General features: G+C 48.1%; 12 protein-coding genes. 4 read left to right on the forward strand and 8 right to left on the reverse strand.

Annotation, left to right across the window (positions count from 1 at the left end; all coding sequences use genetic code 11):
• Window positions 1-13: 13 nt before the first annotated feature.
• From IEY24_RS11470 to IEY24_RS11495, 6 genes are all read right to left on the reverse strand, one after another.
• Complete coding sequence (locus IEY24_RS11470) at window positions 14-1,012, reverse strand: FecR family protein (RefSeq protein ID WP_188931771.1); 999 nt, start codon at window positions 1,010-1,012, stop codon at window positions 14-16.
• A 312-nt stretch (window positions 1,013-1,324) separates the two neighbouring features.
• Window positions 1,325-2,218, reverse strand: coding sequence for a helix-turn-helix domain-containing protein (locus IEY24_RS11475; protein WP_188931773.1), 894 nt, complete (start codon window positions 2,216-2,218; stop codon window positions 1,325-1,327).
• Between the two features lie 49 nt (window positions 2,219-2,267).
• The gene (locus IEY24_RS11480; protein ID WP_188931780.1) at window positions 2,268-3,086 is read right to left on the reverse strand and encodes an SDR family NAD(P)-dependent oxidoreductase; all 819 of its coding nucleotides are present in this window, start codon (window positions 3,084-3,086) and stop codon (window positions 2,268-2,270) included.
• 370 nt (window positions 3,087-3,456) lie between these two features.
• A complete protein-coding gene (locus IEY24_RS11485; RefSeq protein ID WP_188931782.1) occupies window positions 3,457-5,553 on the reverse strand; it encodes a copper-translocating P-type ATPase in 2,097 nt (698 codons plus the stop codon).
• Between the two features lie 35 nt (window positions 5,554-5,588).
• A complete protein-coding gene (locus tag IEY24_RS11490) occupies window positions 5,589-7,886 on the reverse strand; it encodes a multicopper oxidase family protein (RefSeq protein WP_188931784.1) in 2,298 nt (765 codons plus the stop codon).
• An 84-nt stretch (window positions 7,887-7,970) separates the two neighbouring features.
• Window positions 7,971-8,834 carry a DUF3347 domain-containing protein gene (locus tag IEY24_RS11495; protein ID WP_188931786.1) on the reverse strand — a complete coding sequence of 288 codons (864 nt, stop codon included), beginning with the start codon at window positions 8,832-8,834 and terminating at the stop codon, window positions 7,971-7,973.
• Between the two features lie 272 nt (window positions 8,835-9,106).
• On the opposite strand from IEY24_RS11495, the gene IEY24_RS11500 reads away from it, so the two are divergent.
• Both IEY24_RS11500 and IEY24_RS11505 read left to right on the forward strand, forming a co-directional pair.
• On the forward strand, window positions 9,107-9,376 hold the full coding sequence (locus IEY24_RS11500; protein ID WP_188931788.1) for a hypothetical protein: 270 nt from the start codon (window positions 9,107-9,109) through the stop codon (window positions 9,374-9,376).
• Between the two features lie 86 nt (window positions 9,377-9,462).
• Complete coding sequence (locus tag IEY24_RS11505; RefSeq protein WP_188931790.1) at window positions 9,463-10,551, forward strand: exo-alpha-sialidase; 1,089 nt, start codon at window positions 9,463-9,465, stop codon at window positions 10,549-10,551.
• A 9-nt stretch (window positions 10,552-10,560) separates the two neighbouring features.
• Here the strand turns inward: IEY24_RS11505 and IEY24_RS11510 are convergent, their stop codons facing one another.
• Window positions 10,561-12,528, reverse strand: coding sequence for a KUP/HAK/KT family potassium transporter (locus tag IEY24_RS11510; RefSeq protein ID WP_229221975.1), 1,968 nt, complete (start codon window positions 12,526-12,528; stop codon window positions 10,561-10,563).
• A 228-nt stretch (window positions 12,529-12,756) separates the two neighbouring features.
• Between IEY24_RS11510 and IEY24_RS11515 the strand changes: the two genes are divergently transcribed.
• Window positions 12,757-13,686 (forward strand): pentapeptide repeat-containing protein, encoded by a 930-nt coding sequence (locus tag IEY24_RS11515; RefSeq protein WP_188931792.1) that lies wholly within the window; start codon window positions 12,757-12,759, stop codon window positions 13,684-13,686.
• A 12-nt stretch (window positions 13,687-13,698) separates the two neighbouring features.
• Window positions 13,699-14,244: an ABC transporter ATP-binding protein gene (locus IEY24_RS11520; protein WP_308420574.1), complete on the forward strand. Its 546-nt coding sequence runs from the start codon at window positions 13,699-13,701 to the stop codon at window positions 14,242-14,244.
• A 259-nt stretch (window positions 14,245-14,503) separates the two neighbouring features.
• On the opposite strand, the gene IEY24_RS11525 is transcribed toward IEY24_RS11520, so the two are convergent.
• Window positions 14,504-17,521, reverse strand: coding sequence for a DUF6923 family protein (locus tag IEY24_RS11525; RefSeq protein WP_188931799.1), 3,018 nt, complete (start codon window positions 17,519-17,521; stop codon window positions 14,504-14,506).
• Window positions 17,522-17,587: the final 66 nt, after the last annotated feature.

The raw sequence follows: 17,587 nt of genomic DNA on the forward strand, positions 1-17,587 counted from the left end.
GGAAGCTGGCCGGTTACCGGGCCAGGATCAGCTTACTATCTTTCTTGACGAAATGTAATTCAAACAAATTGGCGATGTCCCCGATAACGGTTTCGGCGTTTGTTGAGCCCAGTGGAATAGAGCCGGAAGCTCTTCTGGTCAACAGTTCCCGGTTTTCGACCAGTACCGTCACGCCATAATTTTCCTCGATTTTTTGCAGCATTTCTTGTAGCGAAGTACCCTCAAGCCGCCAGCGGCCCCGGGTCCAGGACGAATAGTTTTCGGGATTGACAACCTCCTTTCCGGTTATTTCCGAGCCGTTCTCACTGATCCGCACCATATCGCCTGGCGTCATGTAAACCTGTTTTTTTGTTCCTGCCAGGCTTAGCCGGATACTTCCGGATCTGAGCACGATGCAACTCCTGGTTTGCCGGTCGATCACGTTGAATTGCGTTCCCAGCACCTGGATGTTTTTGTCCGCAGACAAATGGACTGTAAAAGCCGAATGTGTCCGAAGATGTTTCACGTCAAAGAAAGCTTCTCCTTCCAGCCATACCTCGCGCGGGCGCCCATCCCAGGATGCCGGGTACCGCAAGCTGCTGTTACCATTCAGAACTACTTCGGAGCTGTCGGGAAGGATGATGTGACGGGTTTGTCCGTAAGCGGCTGCGATATGGACTGTTTCCGGTTGTTTCAGCCGGAACCAGGCAAGCGTACAGATCAATATAAGGCTCGCGGCGATGGCCAGATATCTTTTCAGAGTCCGTTGACTCTCATAGGAGGTGAAGGGCTTTTTGCGATTGGCACGGGTATTCGGAAGTCGCTGCCGTGCATCGGCCCAGACTTGCCCTTTGGACATCATCAGATCTCCGAAAATTTCCTGATCCTTTTCCTGCGCTTCCTTGCTGAGCCATTCCAACGCCCTGGCGGCATTGTCCGGATGCAACGCAAGCCATTGCTCTACCACCTTATCCTCTTCGGAGGTGGTCTTTCCGGAAAAGTAATGCATGACAAGTTGTTTGGAGACTTCCATGGCAACACCAGTTAAGGAAAACATCAACGATCTGACTGCTAACTGTACAGAGACAATTTTGAGCGCGACACCCTATGGTTAATTAAAAAAATAACCCGTTGCGGGTAGATCCTACCAGCCGACAGTACCGGTTCTCGTGTCACAATCGAGGCTACCTATGAGTTTTTAAAACCCGGCACCTATTTCCCAACGTTCAGGGTTGCCTCCCAAGGGAGTGGAAACGCCAACATCCCATATACCCGCATCCAAAATCTGGATCGGGTGCGGGTGGTGGCTAAATAGGCGTTTAATTTAACCCATTGAAGGCGTTAACTAATTCAAACTTTGCTGCCGAAAAACATGTGGTGTAAGCCCGACTGTCCGCTTAAACAAGCGAGAGAAATAGTTGGAATTTTCAAAACCCAGTGCGGAAGAAATTTCATTGATGTTCAGGGCCGTTCCTTTGAGCAAATTTTTAGCTTCTGCTATTAAATAAAGGTGAATTAGCTCCAATGCCGTTTTACCCGTCTGCTGTCTGAGCAGATCACTCAGGTATCTTGGTGACAAATTCAGCCTCTCAGCAAGTGCGGTCACGGTTGGAAGACCGGATTTATGAGCTTCTTCTGCTGCAAAATAGGCAGCCAGCATTTCATTGAACCTGGTGGCAATTGCTCCTGTAATCTCCGCCCGGTTAATAAATTGTCTTTTGTAAAAACGCTCTGCATATTTCAAGAGTGTATTCAAATGACTCAGAATAATGGTTTTACTATATGCATCTGTGTTATTGTGAAGCTCCTTATTCATGGTTTGCATCAGCGTCCAGATTGTCTCCTCCTCACTTGGCGAAAGGTGCAGTGCTTCATTAATATCATAATCGAAGTAATGATATTTTTTTATTTCATTGTGCAGCGCCGAGCCTGCTAGATAATCCTCATGAACAAGAATAAGAAAACAAGCTTCTTCTAAGCGTATATCTCTGAACGTAACTTTTTGGCGCGGCTTAATGAATGACATTGTTCCAAGGTCATGATCATACTTTGTTTTTCCGTAAAGCACACTTCCCGAAGTCAGTTTTTTAAAACCAATAATGTAAAAGTTTGCAATAAACTCAACGTCACCGGGCCAATGGTCATCTTTATTGGCATACAGAATACTGAACATAGGGTGCTCCGGTGGTTTCACTCCGGTAGCCTGGTTGAATGCGCTGATACTCTCGAAATGCTTCATTTTGGGGGCCGGTTAAGTAGCCCCTTTTAAAGGGCTACAATTTAAAGTTCTATTTACCGTGTGCTGCAATGGAAACATCCTGCCATTCTTCCCACGTTTTCATGCGTTCTGCATAAGTGTATTTAATCCACTGCAGACCAGCCTTGCCCAATATCAATCTCAGAGGTGGTTTTTTTGAATTAATAAGTTTGAGCATGGCTTCGGCGGTGGCTTCCGGCACTCCCCAATCTTCGAGATGGTTTGATTCATTCAGCGAAGCCCTCACCCCATCGTACAAACTTATTGGCTCGCTTTGTACACCGGACGAAGTGCTGAACTCTGTCAGATAACCGTTAGGCTCGACGATAGTTACCTTTATCCCAAAGCCGCTCACTTCACTTGCAAGGCTTTCACTGATCGCTTCGACCGCAAACTTGGATGCGCTGTAAATACCAAGCGTTGGAAACGCTACTAACCCTAATGCGCTTGAAACCTGAATAATATGTCCTGAATTTTGTTCACGCATGATGGGTATTACTGCCTGAGTCAGCCATAACAAGCCAAAAACATTGGTTTCAAACTGCTCTCTGATCTCCTGCTCATTCAACTCCTCAATTGCGCCAACATGTCCGTACCCGGCATTGTTTATCAGAACATCGATCTTTCCAAAATGGGCTTTTGCTGCTGTGATGGCTTCAAAGCCAGCTTTTTTATCAGCTACATCTAATTTTAAAACAAGCAAATGGGATGGATATTTTTCAGCCAGCGCCTGCAATGAATCCGTATTTCTCACTGCTACAATTACCTGATCACCTTCACTTAAAAATGCCTCTGCCCAAATGCGCCCCAATCCACGGGATGCTCCTGTAATAAAAATTGTTTTTGCCATTGCTTTCTACTATGTTAAATACAAGGCAAAATTCCGCATAAACTGACTGACTCATAGGATACAAAAGTCGGTAAAAAGGAGACGTTTTTACTAAATCCTTTTAATCCTAATTTTGCGAACGCCGGTAAAATAGCGGCGTCACATTGGTTCTACTCTTGAATAGCCGACTGAACAATTGCGGAAAATTCAAAGCCTAGCTGAAAACCGATCTAGCTTACAGTCAGCCAGGTTCCCTGTGCCTTCGCCTTCATTTCACTATTGCTTCCGGACGCGATTTGCCGGATTCGCATGTTGCAAATAATTCCATCATAGTCATCTGATTATCAAACAGATAATGCAAGAATTATACTTACAACGGGCAACTAACTTTCTATTTGGTACTCATGTGCGGTTTTACCCGCAAAAGCTTTGCGTTAATGGCAACCACAATGGTCGATGCGCTCATCAACACGGCGCCCATTGCCGGGCTCAACATGAAAGACGGATACAAGACTCCAGCGGCAAGGGGGATGGCTAGTAGGTTGTATCCTATTGCCCAAGCCAGGTTCTGCACCATTTTCCGATAAGTGGCCCTGCCAAATGTTATCATTTGAACAACATCCATGGGATCGCTATTGACCAGGATAATGTCTGCCGTTTCCGCCGCGACGTCGGTTCCGGAACCCACAGCAATTCCTACGTCCGCCTGGGCAAGTGCCGGCGCGTCATTTACCCCGTCACCAGTCATTGCCACGATTTCTCCTTTATTTTGTAACTCTTTAACTTTTTCCTGTTTCTCATGGGGTAGCACGTTAGCCAGGTAGCCATCCATCTTTAACTTTTGGCTGACAGACTGGGCAATTTTTTCATTGTCTCCCGTCAGGAGAAATGATTTGATATTCATCTTTTTCAATTCCAAAATGGCCTGCGCGGCACTTTCGCGGATGCTGTCCGCAAAAGTGATCACACCAACTACTTCTCCATTTATCATAATGAAATTCACCGTGTCGGTTGCTTGATCGACTTCTTCCGGAATAGTTGGCACAGGCATGTTTTCCCTCGTGAAATAGTTAGGTCCCGCAGCGACAACCTTTTTACTGTTCACCACACCACTCACTCCAATACCTTGTTTGTAATTGAAATCCGTCGATGCCCACAGCTCCAAGCCCCGGCGTTTCAGCTCCCTGATTACTCCGTGCGCAAGGTGGTGCTCAGAATTCTGCTGCAAAGCCGCAGCATACTGCAATATTTGACTGGAAGAGAACTCGTTAGAAGTCGGAATAATTTGCTGTATCTCATGAGAGCCCGTGGTAAGCGTGCCTGTTTTATCAAAAATGATGGTAGTCAGCTTCCGGGCGTTCTCAAATGCGGTACGGTTTCTTATCAAAAGACCATGTGTTGCCGAAAGGGTTGTAGATATCGCGATGACCAGCGGGATGGCGACTCCGAGGGCGTGCGGGCAAGACGTTACCATTACAGTTACCATCCTTTCCAGGGCAAATGCCAGATTTTGACCGCTCGTATACCATAGGATAAAAGTAACAACGCCGACCGTGATTGAAATCAATGTCAACCAGCCTGCTACTTTATCTGCCAGGTTCTGGGTGTTTGACTTGGCACTTTGCGCTGTCTTCACCATATTAATCACCTTATTCAGGTAGCTGTCATCCCCCGCCCCGGTGACGCGGACTTTCAAAATGCCATCACCATTGATCGCGCCGCCAATCACCTTATCATCCTTTTGCTTTTGGGCAGGGATGCTTTCTCCGGTAAGCATGCTTTCGTTCACATGGGAAGAACCCTCAATGACAGATCCATCAGCGGCAACCTTTTCCCCCGGTTTAACCAACAGAATGTCGCCTTTCCGAAGGTCTTTCAACGGAATATCGGTTACCTGCTTATCCCTTTCGACATGAACGATAGAAGGAAGAAGAGCAATCAGCGATTCCAACGCTTGCGAGGCCGCCATTTGTGATTTCATTTCAAGCCAGTGGCCAATGAGCATGATATCGATTAATGTCGCCAGCTCCCAAAAAAAGTCCATGCCTTCAAGCCCAATCACGACAGCCACACTGTAAACATATGCCGTAGTAATCGCCACCGCCACCAGCGTCATCATGCCCGGAGTCTTGCTTTTCAGCTCACCAACCAAGCCATTCAGAAAAGGCCAACCTCCATAGAAATAGACGATGCTGCTAAGCGCCAAAAGAAGATATTGGTCACCCGGGAACCGCAAATCGATACCAGCCCACTCCTGGATCATGTGGGATAGCAATAGAATAGGGACTGTAATGACAAGAGATATCCAAAACCTCTTCAAAAAGTCAGTCGTGTGATGGCCAGCGTGCTTGTCATGCCCACTATGCCCACCGTGGTCGCCACGACTACCTCCGTGCTGGGAATGATCCGCGCTGCCATGCGACTTCATTGGATCATCGTGTTCCGTTTTTTTGTCTGAGTGATGACTGTGGTGATGGTGATGTTCCATAATCAGATCATTTTATCATGTGCTTACACTTATTTTCAATAGTTCAGTGTCAGTCCGAGCCCGAATCCCATGTCACTGTCGTAATGAGCCGTAGCCCCAATATACCGGGTGAATATGTATTTGACTGCCGCCATGTACTCCCTGTCAGTGTTGACCATCAAGTTCATTCTCAATCGTCTGGAGAGCGGGATGTCCATCCGTTCCAACTGAAACCTCACGTTTCCATCTGTAAAAATCTCCGCCTGCGCTGTTACCAGCATGGGTAAGACGTAGTTGACACCCACGCTCAACACTGATCGTTTGTCTTTTGTATTGCGCTGCCCGAACAGGTTCTTTTCGACTTCATCCATTCCCATCTTCCGGTATCGCCAGTCAAACCCGATGAATGGCATCAGCCACTGCATTCTGCCGATGTACCGGCCCAAATGGGTCTCTACTTCGTATCCGTGATGGTCGTTCCAGCCCAATCTCCACTCTGAGCCGATGCTCCAGCGCGTGTTTTGAACCATCGCTTCACCGTCGTTTCCATTGGTGGCAAAGTCGTTTTCGGCCATGAAATGGAATTCCCGGTCGTCGGCAAACAATTTGCGCTGCGCTAACCTGGGATTCGGGATCTCAGGATTTGCAGGCGAATTTTCGTACGAAAAAATCGCGCCCATCCCACTCATCATATGGTACAGGATATGACAATGGAAAAACCAGTCGCCACTTTCGGTAGCGGCAAATTCAAGCGTATCGGTTTCCATGGGCATGATGTCGATGATGTTTTTCATGGGCGCGTTCGCACCATTTCCGTTAAGCACCCTGAAATCGTGGCCATGAAGGTGCATAGGATGGCGCATCATGGAATTATTGTAGATGATCATACGAACGTTCTCTCCCTTTTTGATCAGGATCTTATCCCGTTCAGAGACAACTTTATTGTCCATACTCCACACGTACCGGTTCATATTACCCGTCAGCACAAATCGCAATTCCTTTACGGTTGAATTTTTAGGCAATGATGTATTTTCAGGCGATGCGAGCATGGCATAGTTCAAGGTCGTTATCGAAGACAATGCATTGCTATTGTACATATTGTGCTTTGCATGCTTGTCCTTTTCGGCGTCATCCTGATTTCCCATTTTCATGTTATCCTTTTCGTTCTTGCTCTCAGTACCTTGCTTTTGGGTTTTCAGCGGGCCTGTAATTTCGGGGTACATGACGACATTCATATCCATCTGATTCAGGCTCATATTCATTCCCATATCATCCAGATTACCATTCATTTTCATCATACCGTTCATCATCTTCATCCCTTCGAAATATTTGAGTCTTGGTAATGGCGATGCAAGTTGCTTCACCCCTGCGCCCAGGTATAATGATGCCGACTTGGTACGGTCCTCGGATGTAGCCAGGAATTCATAAGATACGGGCTCAGCACCCGCCGGTGTGGCCGGAATTGTAACGATCACATCGTAGGTCTCCGAGACGGCTATGATTAATCTGTCTACCTCAACCGGCTCCACATCATTGCCATCAGTGGCAACCACAGTCATTTTTCCTCCTGCATAAGTAAGCCAGAAATAGGTCGATGCCCCGCCATTTGAAATCCGCAGCCGTACCTTATCTCCCGGCTTGAATTGACTAAGCTGGCTTTCGTTTTTTCCATTGATCAGAAAACGGTCATAATAAACGTCGCTCACATCCATCGCCGTCATCCGTTTCCATTCATTGCCCAGTTTGGTTTTCAAATACCCCTGGCCAGCCGCTTCCGAATAGCTCTGGGTTGCCCCTTTTTGTATCGCAAACCAATCACTGGCATTATGAAGCATCCGGTGGACGTTTTTGGGATTCATATCTGTCCATTCGCTCAGGATAATGGGTACCGTGGGTATTTCGGGTTCTCTCTTCTTGTTAAGGATCATCGATCCGTACATGCCTATTTGTTCCTGCAACTCGGTGTGGCTGTGATACCAGTGCGTGCCGTGCTGGATAATCGGAAACCGGTACAAATGAGTAGAATGAGGCTCGATGGGCATCTGCGTGAGATTGGGCACCCCGTCATATTTGTTCGGCAGAAACAACCCGTGCCAATGCAGTGAGGTTTCTTCGTCGAGCTCATTATGAACATAAATCTCGGCTGTGTCTCCCTCTGTGAATGTCAAAGTCGGCATGGGAATCTGTCCATTTACTGCAATGGCACGTTTGGGCTTTCCCGTAAAGTTCACGGTTGTGTCTTTCACGTATAGATCATAGCGGACAACTTTCTGGCCATATATCAGCCCCGAACTTAGCATTAGGATAGCCAGCGATAGCGTAGCCTTAAAAATGAGGACTCTCAATAAATCCATCGTGTGTAGGTGGTTTAAGATAGTACCTTCATAGCGGAACGGCATTAATCGCCTGATTATGGCATTTCGCTATGAAGGCATCGATTATTTGATTGTTTCGGTTGTTTTGCCACAATTCAACATCTGCGCGCCATAGTAAGGATTTTTGATTGCAGATTCCTGGCTGAGCCAATTCGCACCTTTCCCTTCCTTGGCCATCGGGCAATGTTGATAATAAACCGGCTCGGTTGGTTTGGCCGATTTAATCAGCTTGTACATGTTATCAGACAGTGAAGTAAAATGATCCCTCTGATGCCCTACATCTTTCGTCTCGGCAATATGCTCGGCATCAAAATCCAGGTCTTTCACCACTTTCATCCAAACGGTATGCTGCTCGCTTCCGAGCTGATCCATTTTTACCGCTTTAAGCGTTTTCACCAGGTTGTCCGCTTTCGAGGCAGCTGCTGCTCCATCAGAAGCGATCAACGCATCCTTGACGGCGTAGTAAGCATTCAAAACCGGTTTCAGCGGATCGTCGGCTGACGGTACAACCTGTTCGTTTGGGCTGTTGGCAGCGTCATGTCCATGCTGATGAGCGTTCATTTTTTCCTGAGCGGTCACCGGGCGCTTCACTGCACGCTCATATCGGTTAGATTCGTCCAGGCGGGCATAGGTATCATCGGGCGCGAGGTAATTTTGGTTATCATACCCGGCCAGTGCGATCTTTTTCAATACCGCATCCAGCGAGGTTTTCTTACTGTCATAGCTGATAGCGGCTATTTTTGTGTCCTTGTTCCACGAGGCCTCGGATATATTTTTTTGAAATGCGGCAGCTTCGATGGCTTCCTTGCATTGAGCGCATGCGCCGGCAATTCTCACGTTTTCTGTTTGAAGGTTCTTGATGTCGGCGTATGACAAAAGGGTGGATAGCAATAGGATCATTGCCATCAATAGCTTTATTGATTTCATTGGAATAGAATTTCGGGTTGTTAAATACATGAAAAGCCTCTATCAGGCAACAGTCCCGACAGGGCGTACCTGTGGCTGCAGATAATTTAACAACCTATATTGGGAGGTGTCCAAAGGGAAAGGTAGACCGGCTTCGGCGCCGGCTGCTGGAAAAACCAACATGAAGTATTATCGATGGTGTCAAAAACGGTATTGACAAGCCCGGCCGGTTGCGTCTTCATTGCATAGGCACTGGCTGCGTGTGCGCAGTCACAGCCGGACTGGCTGCAATTATGATCACACTGTTTACTTCGATTGCACGACCCGTAGTACCGGTGCCTCGTGCAACAGGCCTTTTTTTGGACAACCCTGTGCGAAACAGAGCTGATTTTATTGACGTGCTTCTTACCGCATGCAAGGCCTTCGCCAGCTCCAAACAGCTGGCCCACCAAGATCAGTATAAAGAAAACACATCCTTTCATTCCGTTCCATATCTCGAAGGTGCAAATATTGCAGCCTATTCAACAGGTTTTTCTACACAATTTGTGCTGTGTGTTACATAATTATGGGATTTCTTACGCCCGGGGGTAAATCACCACCCGTTTTATCTTACCCATATTAAAGTGTCGAACGATCAGTTTCCAAAATCATGTTTGTACGCAAGCTATTAATTGTCCTCTTTATAGTTCCGCTTCTCTTAGCGACGATTAAAGAAAAAAGGCAGTCCGCTGGGGTAATATCCGAAAAAGAGTTGGCTGTGGGTGCTCAGCCTCAAATTGCTGTCGATTCAAAGGGTACCATACATATTGCCTATGGCTTAAAAAATGGCAATGACCGGCTGCTTTACTATATTTTTTCAAAAGACAGCGGAAAATCATTCTCCGAGCCATCGTTACTCGGAAAATTCCCCCAAATGGGTTTGGGAATGGGACGTGGGCCTCAAATTACCACCACCAAAGATTTCGTCACTGTCACAGTTGGTGATCATCACGGAAACTTGTATGCCCTCAGGTCTTCCGGCGGACCAGGAAGCTGGTCTGCTCCGGTAAAGATCAACGACAAAGACTCAACTGCAAAAGAAGCGCTATCGGAGATATGTGCAGGCAGCGGCAATCTGGTCTACACAGCATGGTTAGATACCCGCTTAGGCAACAACAACCTCTTTGGAGCTATTTCCAAAGATGGCGGAGCGACCTGGGGGAAAAACCAGCTCATTTATAAAGGAGAACAAAAAGGCGTTTGCGACTGCTGTAAACCTTCCGTGTTTATCGATAAGACGGAGGTGCTGCATATAATGTTTCGAAACAAACTGGATGGCGCTCGTAACATGTACATTGTCCAGTCAAAGGATTATGGGCAACATTTTAGTACTGCAAAAAAACTCGGATCAACGGATTTCATGATTGATGGCTGTCCCATGGATGGTGGAGATATCTCCGCCGACGGAAGCGGAATCGTTACTACTGTTTGGAGGCGTCAAACCGAAGTATTCGAGGCGAAACCCGGTAAGCAAGAAGTAAAAATTGGCACAGGCAATACCCCGACGGTAGTTGAAACACGGCATGGCCCGTTGATTGTATGGCACCAAAACGGCGAGATACTGTACAGAGGTTCACATGGAAGGGAGGGGCGACTTGCAAAAGGGCAGTTTCCGAAGCTCGCTGCTAGTTCAGTCCAAGACAAAATATTCTGTGTCTACGAACAAAACGATAAGATTGTCTTTACAACTTTTCAGTAATGTAGCACATTACTGGCTCCCCGCCGTCGGAATTCGTTTTATCACATATTCGTCCAGCGGCTGATAAACGAGCGGATATTTCTCGTAAACGACGTTACTTTCATCCAACCCGAAATTAGCCCCTTCCTGCACGCCGATCAGTTTCAGGTTATAATAGGATTTAATCAGAAGATTTTTCCAAAATGATAGAGCGTTGTCGTAGGACAGGTATGAACTGCCCACGATAAACCGGTAATCACCCATATCGCGCCTGTCGTATTTCTTTTCCTCAGCCTGTTCATATGCGAGTTCTCCGCTTGCTATCAGGTCCTGAACAATGCGGCGGAAGAACAAATCGACTTTGGGCTCGATGCGAAACCCGATGTGCATATTGATAAAGTAGGCATCGTTCCGTGAAATTGTTTTCACATCGTAATGTAGCGTGTAAGGCTCGTCGGCCACGTTAACATGGATGAACCAATAAATATCTGCCCGTTTGGCGGGGCTGTTAAAAATGGAATCCAGCGCCCGGGTTTCAATCAATTCATTCTTGTTGCTTGAAGTAAGGTATATCAGGTTAGTGGCATAACTCCTGATGGCGTAGTTCGTTGAAAGATCGCTCAACTTTTGCGCGACGATGGGTGTAATGGGCGAAAATGCGACCAGTTTTTCCTGCATCCGGCGGCCCTGCTGCCAGGTGAGCATCGTCAGGGAAAGAATAGCTCCAACCACTAGCATGATCCAGCCGCCTTCGTGCAGCTTTTGCAGGTTGGCGATCAAAAACGAGCATTCGACGGCGAGGAACACAGCGGTGATCAGCGCAACAAGCGCCGGATTTAAACGCCGGGTGATAAGGTACAGCGCCATCAGAAAGGTGGTGATAAGCATCGTCAATGTGACGGAAAGGCCAAAAGCCGCCTCCATGTTTTTGGATTCACGGAAATGCAGGACCATCAGAATGCAGGCGCACATCAAAAACCAGTTGAAGAATGGAATGTACATCTGTCCCCGGATTGTGCCCGGGAATATCACCCGGTTTCTGGGCCACACACCGAGCCGGATCGCCTCGTTCACCAATGTGAAACAGCCCGATATCAGCGCCTGACTGGCTATCACCGTCGCCATAGAGGCCAAAATGACCGTAGGAATGTAAATACCCTGCGGGATAATGTTGTAGAACGGGCTCAATGCATTGGCCTTTCCGACGCCCAGCAGCCAGGCCGTCTGTCCGGCGTAGCTTAAAATCAGACAGACCTTTACATAAATCCAGCTTATGCGAATGTTGTTTCGGCCGACGTGGCCCATGTCGCTATACAGTGCTTCCGCACCTGTGGTACACAAAAAGATACCTCCCAAAAGCCAGAAACCTTCCGGATAGTTAACCAAAAGCTCATAAGCATACCAGGGATTAATAGCCTTTAAAACAGCCCAGTTCGATGAAAGCGCCATCAAACCGATCACGCCGATAAACGAAAACCAAATGAGCATTACCGGGCCAAAAAACTTTCCGATCTGCTGTGTGCCTAGCTGTTGGATCAGGAATAAAACGATGATAATGGCAATCACGATAGGCACCGTATCCAGGTGCGGATCGAATTTTTGAAGCCCCTCAATGGCCGAAGCTACCGAGATGGGCGGGGTAATAATCCCGTCCGCAATCAAAAATGCCCCTCCCAGGATAGCAGGCACGATCAGCCATTTACCAAAATATCTTCTGATCAATGTGTACAACGAAAAGATTCCACCTTCGCCATGGTTATCCGCCTGCAAGGTGATCAGAATGTATTTTAAAGTGGTTTGAAGGGTAAGCGTCCAGATGATGCAGCTGAGAATCCCCAGTGCCTTGGTTTGCGAAACGATTTCTCCTTCATGGAAAAGAGCGTTCAGTGTGTAAAGCGGCGAGGTTCCAATATCCCCGAATACGATCCCGATGGCTATCAGAAGCCCTGCGGGTTTGATCTGTTTGTGAAATGCGTGATAGTCTGTACTGTGTTCCAAAGTAAAAGGAGTTTTCGATTTCTGCGAAATAAATCAACTTTCGCAGGAATCTGCAAAATTTAGGTGTCGGACCTCTCGAATCGTCGGGTTTTTCACAGAAACCACGCTTTGTAAGTAAATAACAACCAAGTGTAGCGTCGATACAACCAAGAGTAGTTGCTTTTTTGCAGGCCGGTCGGCGTCGCCAATATAGTTTTGCGATGTCGAAAAACAAAACACAAAACACGTATGGACAGTAAGGTAATCGGCGAGAAAATCGCCAAAGCAAGAAAAGAAAAAAACATGTCGCAGGCGCAGCTCGCCCAGCAAATATTCATAAGCCCGCAGGCAGTAGGAAAATGGGAGCGCGGAGAATCGATGCCTGACATCACCACATTTGACCGGCTGGCAGAGATTTTAGGGGTTGACCTCAATTATTTTTCTGAAAACGCGCCGTCTGTGACCGCCGAAATACCTCATGCGAGGGAGTCGACAAGCCAACCCGTTCCTGTAATGGAGAACGCTACCAATTCCAACGACCGTCAGGTTCTGATAAACCTCACGGCGGCCGATCTGCAAGAAAGCGATTTTGCAGGGGTTGTTTTGCATAAAGGAAAATTCAAAGCCAGCTCGTTACGCGGGGCCGACTTCTCCAATGCCGACCTGACCGGAAGCTTATTTGATGCCACCGACGCACGTGAAGCCAATTTTAATGGCGCAAATCTGACAGAATGCCACTTTTCGGCCACAGAACTTACCGGTGCAAGCTTTGACAAATCCGTTCTTGTCCGCACGACCTTGAACATGTCCGGCCAGGGCGCAAAGTTTGTGGACGCCAGCCTGGTGGATGTGAAATTGATTAAAACAGACCTTAGAAAAACAGTCTTCCAGAACTGCACCTTTACAGGCGTTGATTTCAGTTACTGCGACCTGCGCGGGATCGATTTCAATGGGCAGACCTTTGATGGTGTCCGGTTTGACAAGTCTGCCCTAAACGATGTGTCTTTCCGGGGCGCAGCCCTGAGGAATGTATCTTTTACGGTTCCCTTCTCCTTGACTAACAAATCACACCTGGCGCTGAAAACCATCGACTTCTATGGGGCTACCATGGACAAGCTCACCTACCTGGCGCTCAAAGGCCTGATGGCAGTCGATCTGTCAAACGTTACAATCCTCTAACCGAAAGTAATCATGCAAAACCTGGCAATACAAGTTGAAGGGCTGCAAAAGTCCTTCAAAGGGCTTTCTGTGCTCAAAGGAGTGGATTTCGAGGTAGAAAAGGGCAATATTTTCGCCCTGCTCGGCACCAATGGCTCCGGGAAAACGACGATCGTTAAAATCCTGACCACACTGCTTAAACCCGATAACGGAAAAGCGATCGTTGGTGGATTTGACGTCAATACAAATCCAGGCCATGTCCGTCAGGTGATCAGCCTGACCGGCCAGTTTGCCGCCGTGGATGAAATGCTTACCGGGCGGGAGAACCTGATACTGATCGCGCGGCTGCGGCATCTTCAAAACCCACGTCAAATCGCCGATGACTTGTTAAACCGCTTTGGCCTCACCGAAGCCGCCGGGCGAATGGCATCCACTTACTCAGGCGGTATGCGTCGAAGGCTCGACATTGCGATGAGTCTGGTTGGAAACACTCAGCTCGTATTTCTAGACGAACCTACGACCGGCCTGGATCCGGAGGCCCGTATCGAAGTTTGGAAGATCATTAAGGAACTTGCGTAGGGCTAACTGAACCTTAATTTCAAGAAATATAGTAGCTAGTCGGACGTCGATTGTCCTTATGTGGCGACTACCGCATTAAACTGACTTTAAGCATACTGATGTCCCTTAAAGCCCGCTTTAACACAAAAAAAGGAGCAGAAAACTGCCGTTTCCCACTCCTTTTTAGCCTTTTTGAAAAGGATTTTTTCATTGCCCCTCCTTTTTAGACGCCCTCTTTTTGCACCGGCGGCTCAATTTATAGCAAGCAAAATTTTACATACTATTTGCTTTTTATCAGCTTTTGGGAGACCATAGAACCGTCAGGCATTTGAATGTTGACCACATAGATTCCATTAGGGAGGGACTGAATGTCAAACGTATGCCTGTTTTGGCCTGTTCCGTTGTGGCCTTGGGTTATGATCCGTCCTGATACGTCCAGAATCCTGATCGTTTCCAACCCGCCTAATCCTTCAATAGTCAGCTCGTCCTGCACCGGATTGGGGTAGACCGAGATCCGCGCCGCGCCATTTTCAACAGACAGCATTCTGATAGAACTAAAAGCATATGTACCGTCCATATCGACCATTCTCAGGCGGTATAGATTTTGACCTTTTTCCGGTGAATTGTCGGTGTAAGAGTAATTTCTCAAAATACTGCTTTCCCCGTTTGACCGAACACTGCCTATTGAAACCCAAACTTTCCCATGGGTGCTGCGCTCTATTTCAAAGCGGTCCGAGTTCACTTCTTCGGTGGTAGACCAGGTAAGGTGCGCCAAATTTCCCTCTTTCCTGGCATCAAAGGCAACCAGTTTGACGGGCATTGGGCAATCGACAATGATGGTTAATGTGGCGATCGATTCGAGCCCGTTGCCGTCGGTTACAACGTAGTCAATAGAGACCGTATCACGCAAGCCGTTCAATGGAATAAAACTCACGGCCCCACTGACTGGGTCCACATTATATTGGCCCTGACCAGCGACAGTCAGGGTCGTTACCCGATCGGGCGAGCCTGGCGTCAGCAGTTTCACACTCGATGGTACCAACGGTACGCTTCCAGCGATGTCATTGGCCAGCACGTCGACCGTAGTAGCATTGCAAGTAGTCGTGCCATCATCGTCCACGGCCACTGGCGGATCATTGACAATTGCGCTTGGGCAGCGCGCGCCGTCACCTGGGGTTACTCCGGACGCTGTCGAGAACAGCGACGCCGTTAGGTTGGTAAGAGGAGCGCTGATCTTGAAAATGGCCCCGCTGCCGTTATTGCCTACATACATGTCCCCGTCTGTATCAAAGAAAGCAGTACCAAAAGCGCCGGTGTAGCCAGATGTTTCGATGCCTGCACCGGTTACAGGGCCTACTGTGGTGCGGTTACCAGTTGCCGGATCAAATTGATATAATACTTTGTCTGTACCGAATGCATAAATCAGACCGTTGGTAGGATTGAACGACCAATCGTTCAAGTTGGTCGGCGTAGTGGGCAATGTTACGGCAGTCAGGTAATTTGCTGAGCCGGGATTCAGGTCGACTTTGGTGATCTGGTTTGAATTGGCTGCGTACAGGTACAGAATACCACCCGGGCTCACATCTCCCGTTGCAAAGCCCGGAACCGGAGACGGGAAACCGGTCACATCATGGAATGTCACAGACCAATCACTGCCGATCCGGACGAGCTGATTAGTGCCGTAACGGAAACCCCAGATATAGTTGTCGACGGTGTTGTAGCCGATGGCGTTAACGAAAGCGTTGGGACCTGGGATCAGGGTCTGTTTGGCCAGGGTTGTATTACCGGTCGAAAGATCAAGTGTGTAACCGTCCGAAACGTTGGCACCATCTATATTCCGGTTGCCGATCACATAGCTCAGTTCCGAACATGGAAAAGCAGGCTGGGCGAGCCAGGAACCGGTTGCTTCCCGGAACGGGTGCGTGATGTCACCTTTGCTCAGGCCAATAAACCCTTGGAAATCGTCTAAACCAGTGCAAGGTTCATATACAATGAGATTCTTGACATTCCAGAAGTCCGGCTGATCGTATATGACCCGCAGGGTCGCGGTGGTGTTGACCGGGTTGGTAACCGAGACGGTCGCAGAAGCCGGTGAGGAAGGAAAAGTGATGGTTCCGTTGACGGCATCGTATGAAGCGCCTGTCACCGAATTGATCGTTATGCCGGCGGGAAGTTCCAGCTTGAAAATTCTCGGATGCCCACCGTCGTCCGTAAGGTCAACCGTGAAATTCTGAGCGGTTCCTGCTACGGCCGGCGATCCCGGACCGGTAATTGAAAACACCGGTTCAGCAGGACTTGGCAGGCCTGGAATAGCGTCGATAGCGTCCCCGTGGAGCCCGGAATAGTGCACTGCATAGTCAGCACCTGTGGTAGAATTCACCGCAGACTGGACAGCCATAAAATTGGCATATGTCGTTGCCGGCGCTGGAATATTATTCAATATGTAAACCAGCCGTGCCGCTTTCAGTTGATCGACCGCATCCGCACTTCCCGACTTATCCAGGTCCGGACGAACGCTGGGCGAGAATATAACTTCACCGATGTAGTTGCTGTTGGCCATGGAAGGAGCCGGCTTCCCGTAATCGATGCAAAAGGATATTTCAGAGGAAACAAGATTCTTGTTCCCATCAAAATAGGCGGTAGCAATTGGTGCAGCTTCCTCCGGATATGAATCCATCGCAATGTATGAATTCGGGGTTATAAACTTTTTCCAATATGCGACCTGAAAACCAAATGCCGATGTAGCTAACTGGTCGCCGGTAGTATAAGGAATAACAATTTTAAAATCGCCGCCCGACGAAGCAACGGGGCTTTCGAAAGTCACAGTGATCGGGCCCGTATATGTCCGCGTCTGCGACAAGTAGCCGGAAGCATTCGCTGGCGTGACGGTTTCTGTGGGAGTCCCGCTTGCCGAAGTCCCCAAATAGATTTTGATAACGGCCGAAGGTGCCATATCCAGAAAGTCAAACCGAAGGACAACTTTGCCCAATGTTCCGTCAGAAAGCTCAGGATAGATGGTGGCTGAACGAAGGGGGTATATGGCGTTCATCGTCGCTTCGAGATTGAATTTGCCGGAAGTCGACCTTCCACTCCCAATTTTTCCGGCAGGCACGGTTTCCGGGAAATAATTCCCCCCATCAAAGTCCTGGTCAAAAAAATACCATTGAGTTCCGCCCCCTGGGTCCGGGCATGACTGTGCATTCGCAAAGGATAATGCCTTTAATGTCAGAATCGCAGCAAAAATAAAGCTACTGAATCTTCGGGCCAGAAGGTCTGGTGATGTGTAAACATTTTTCATGGAATATATTGATTTAAGTAAGAATTCCTTTTTGGGTTCCTGAGGGGAGCCCATTGGGTATAAGGA

Origin of the sequence: Dyadobacter endophyticus, assembly GCF_014641595.1 — a bacterium.
Taxonomy (GTDB): Bacteria; Bacteroidota; Bacteroidia; order Cytophagales; family Spirosomataceae; genus Dyadobacter; species Dyadobacter endophyticus.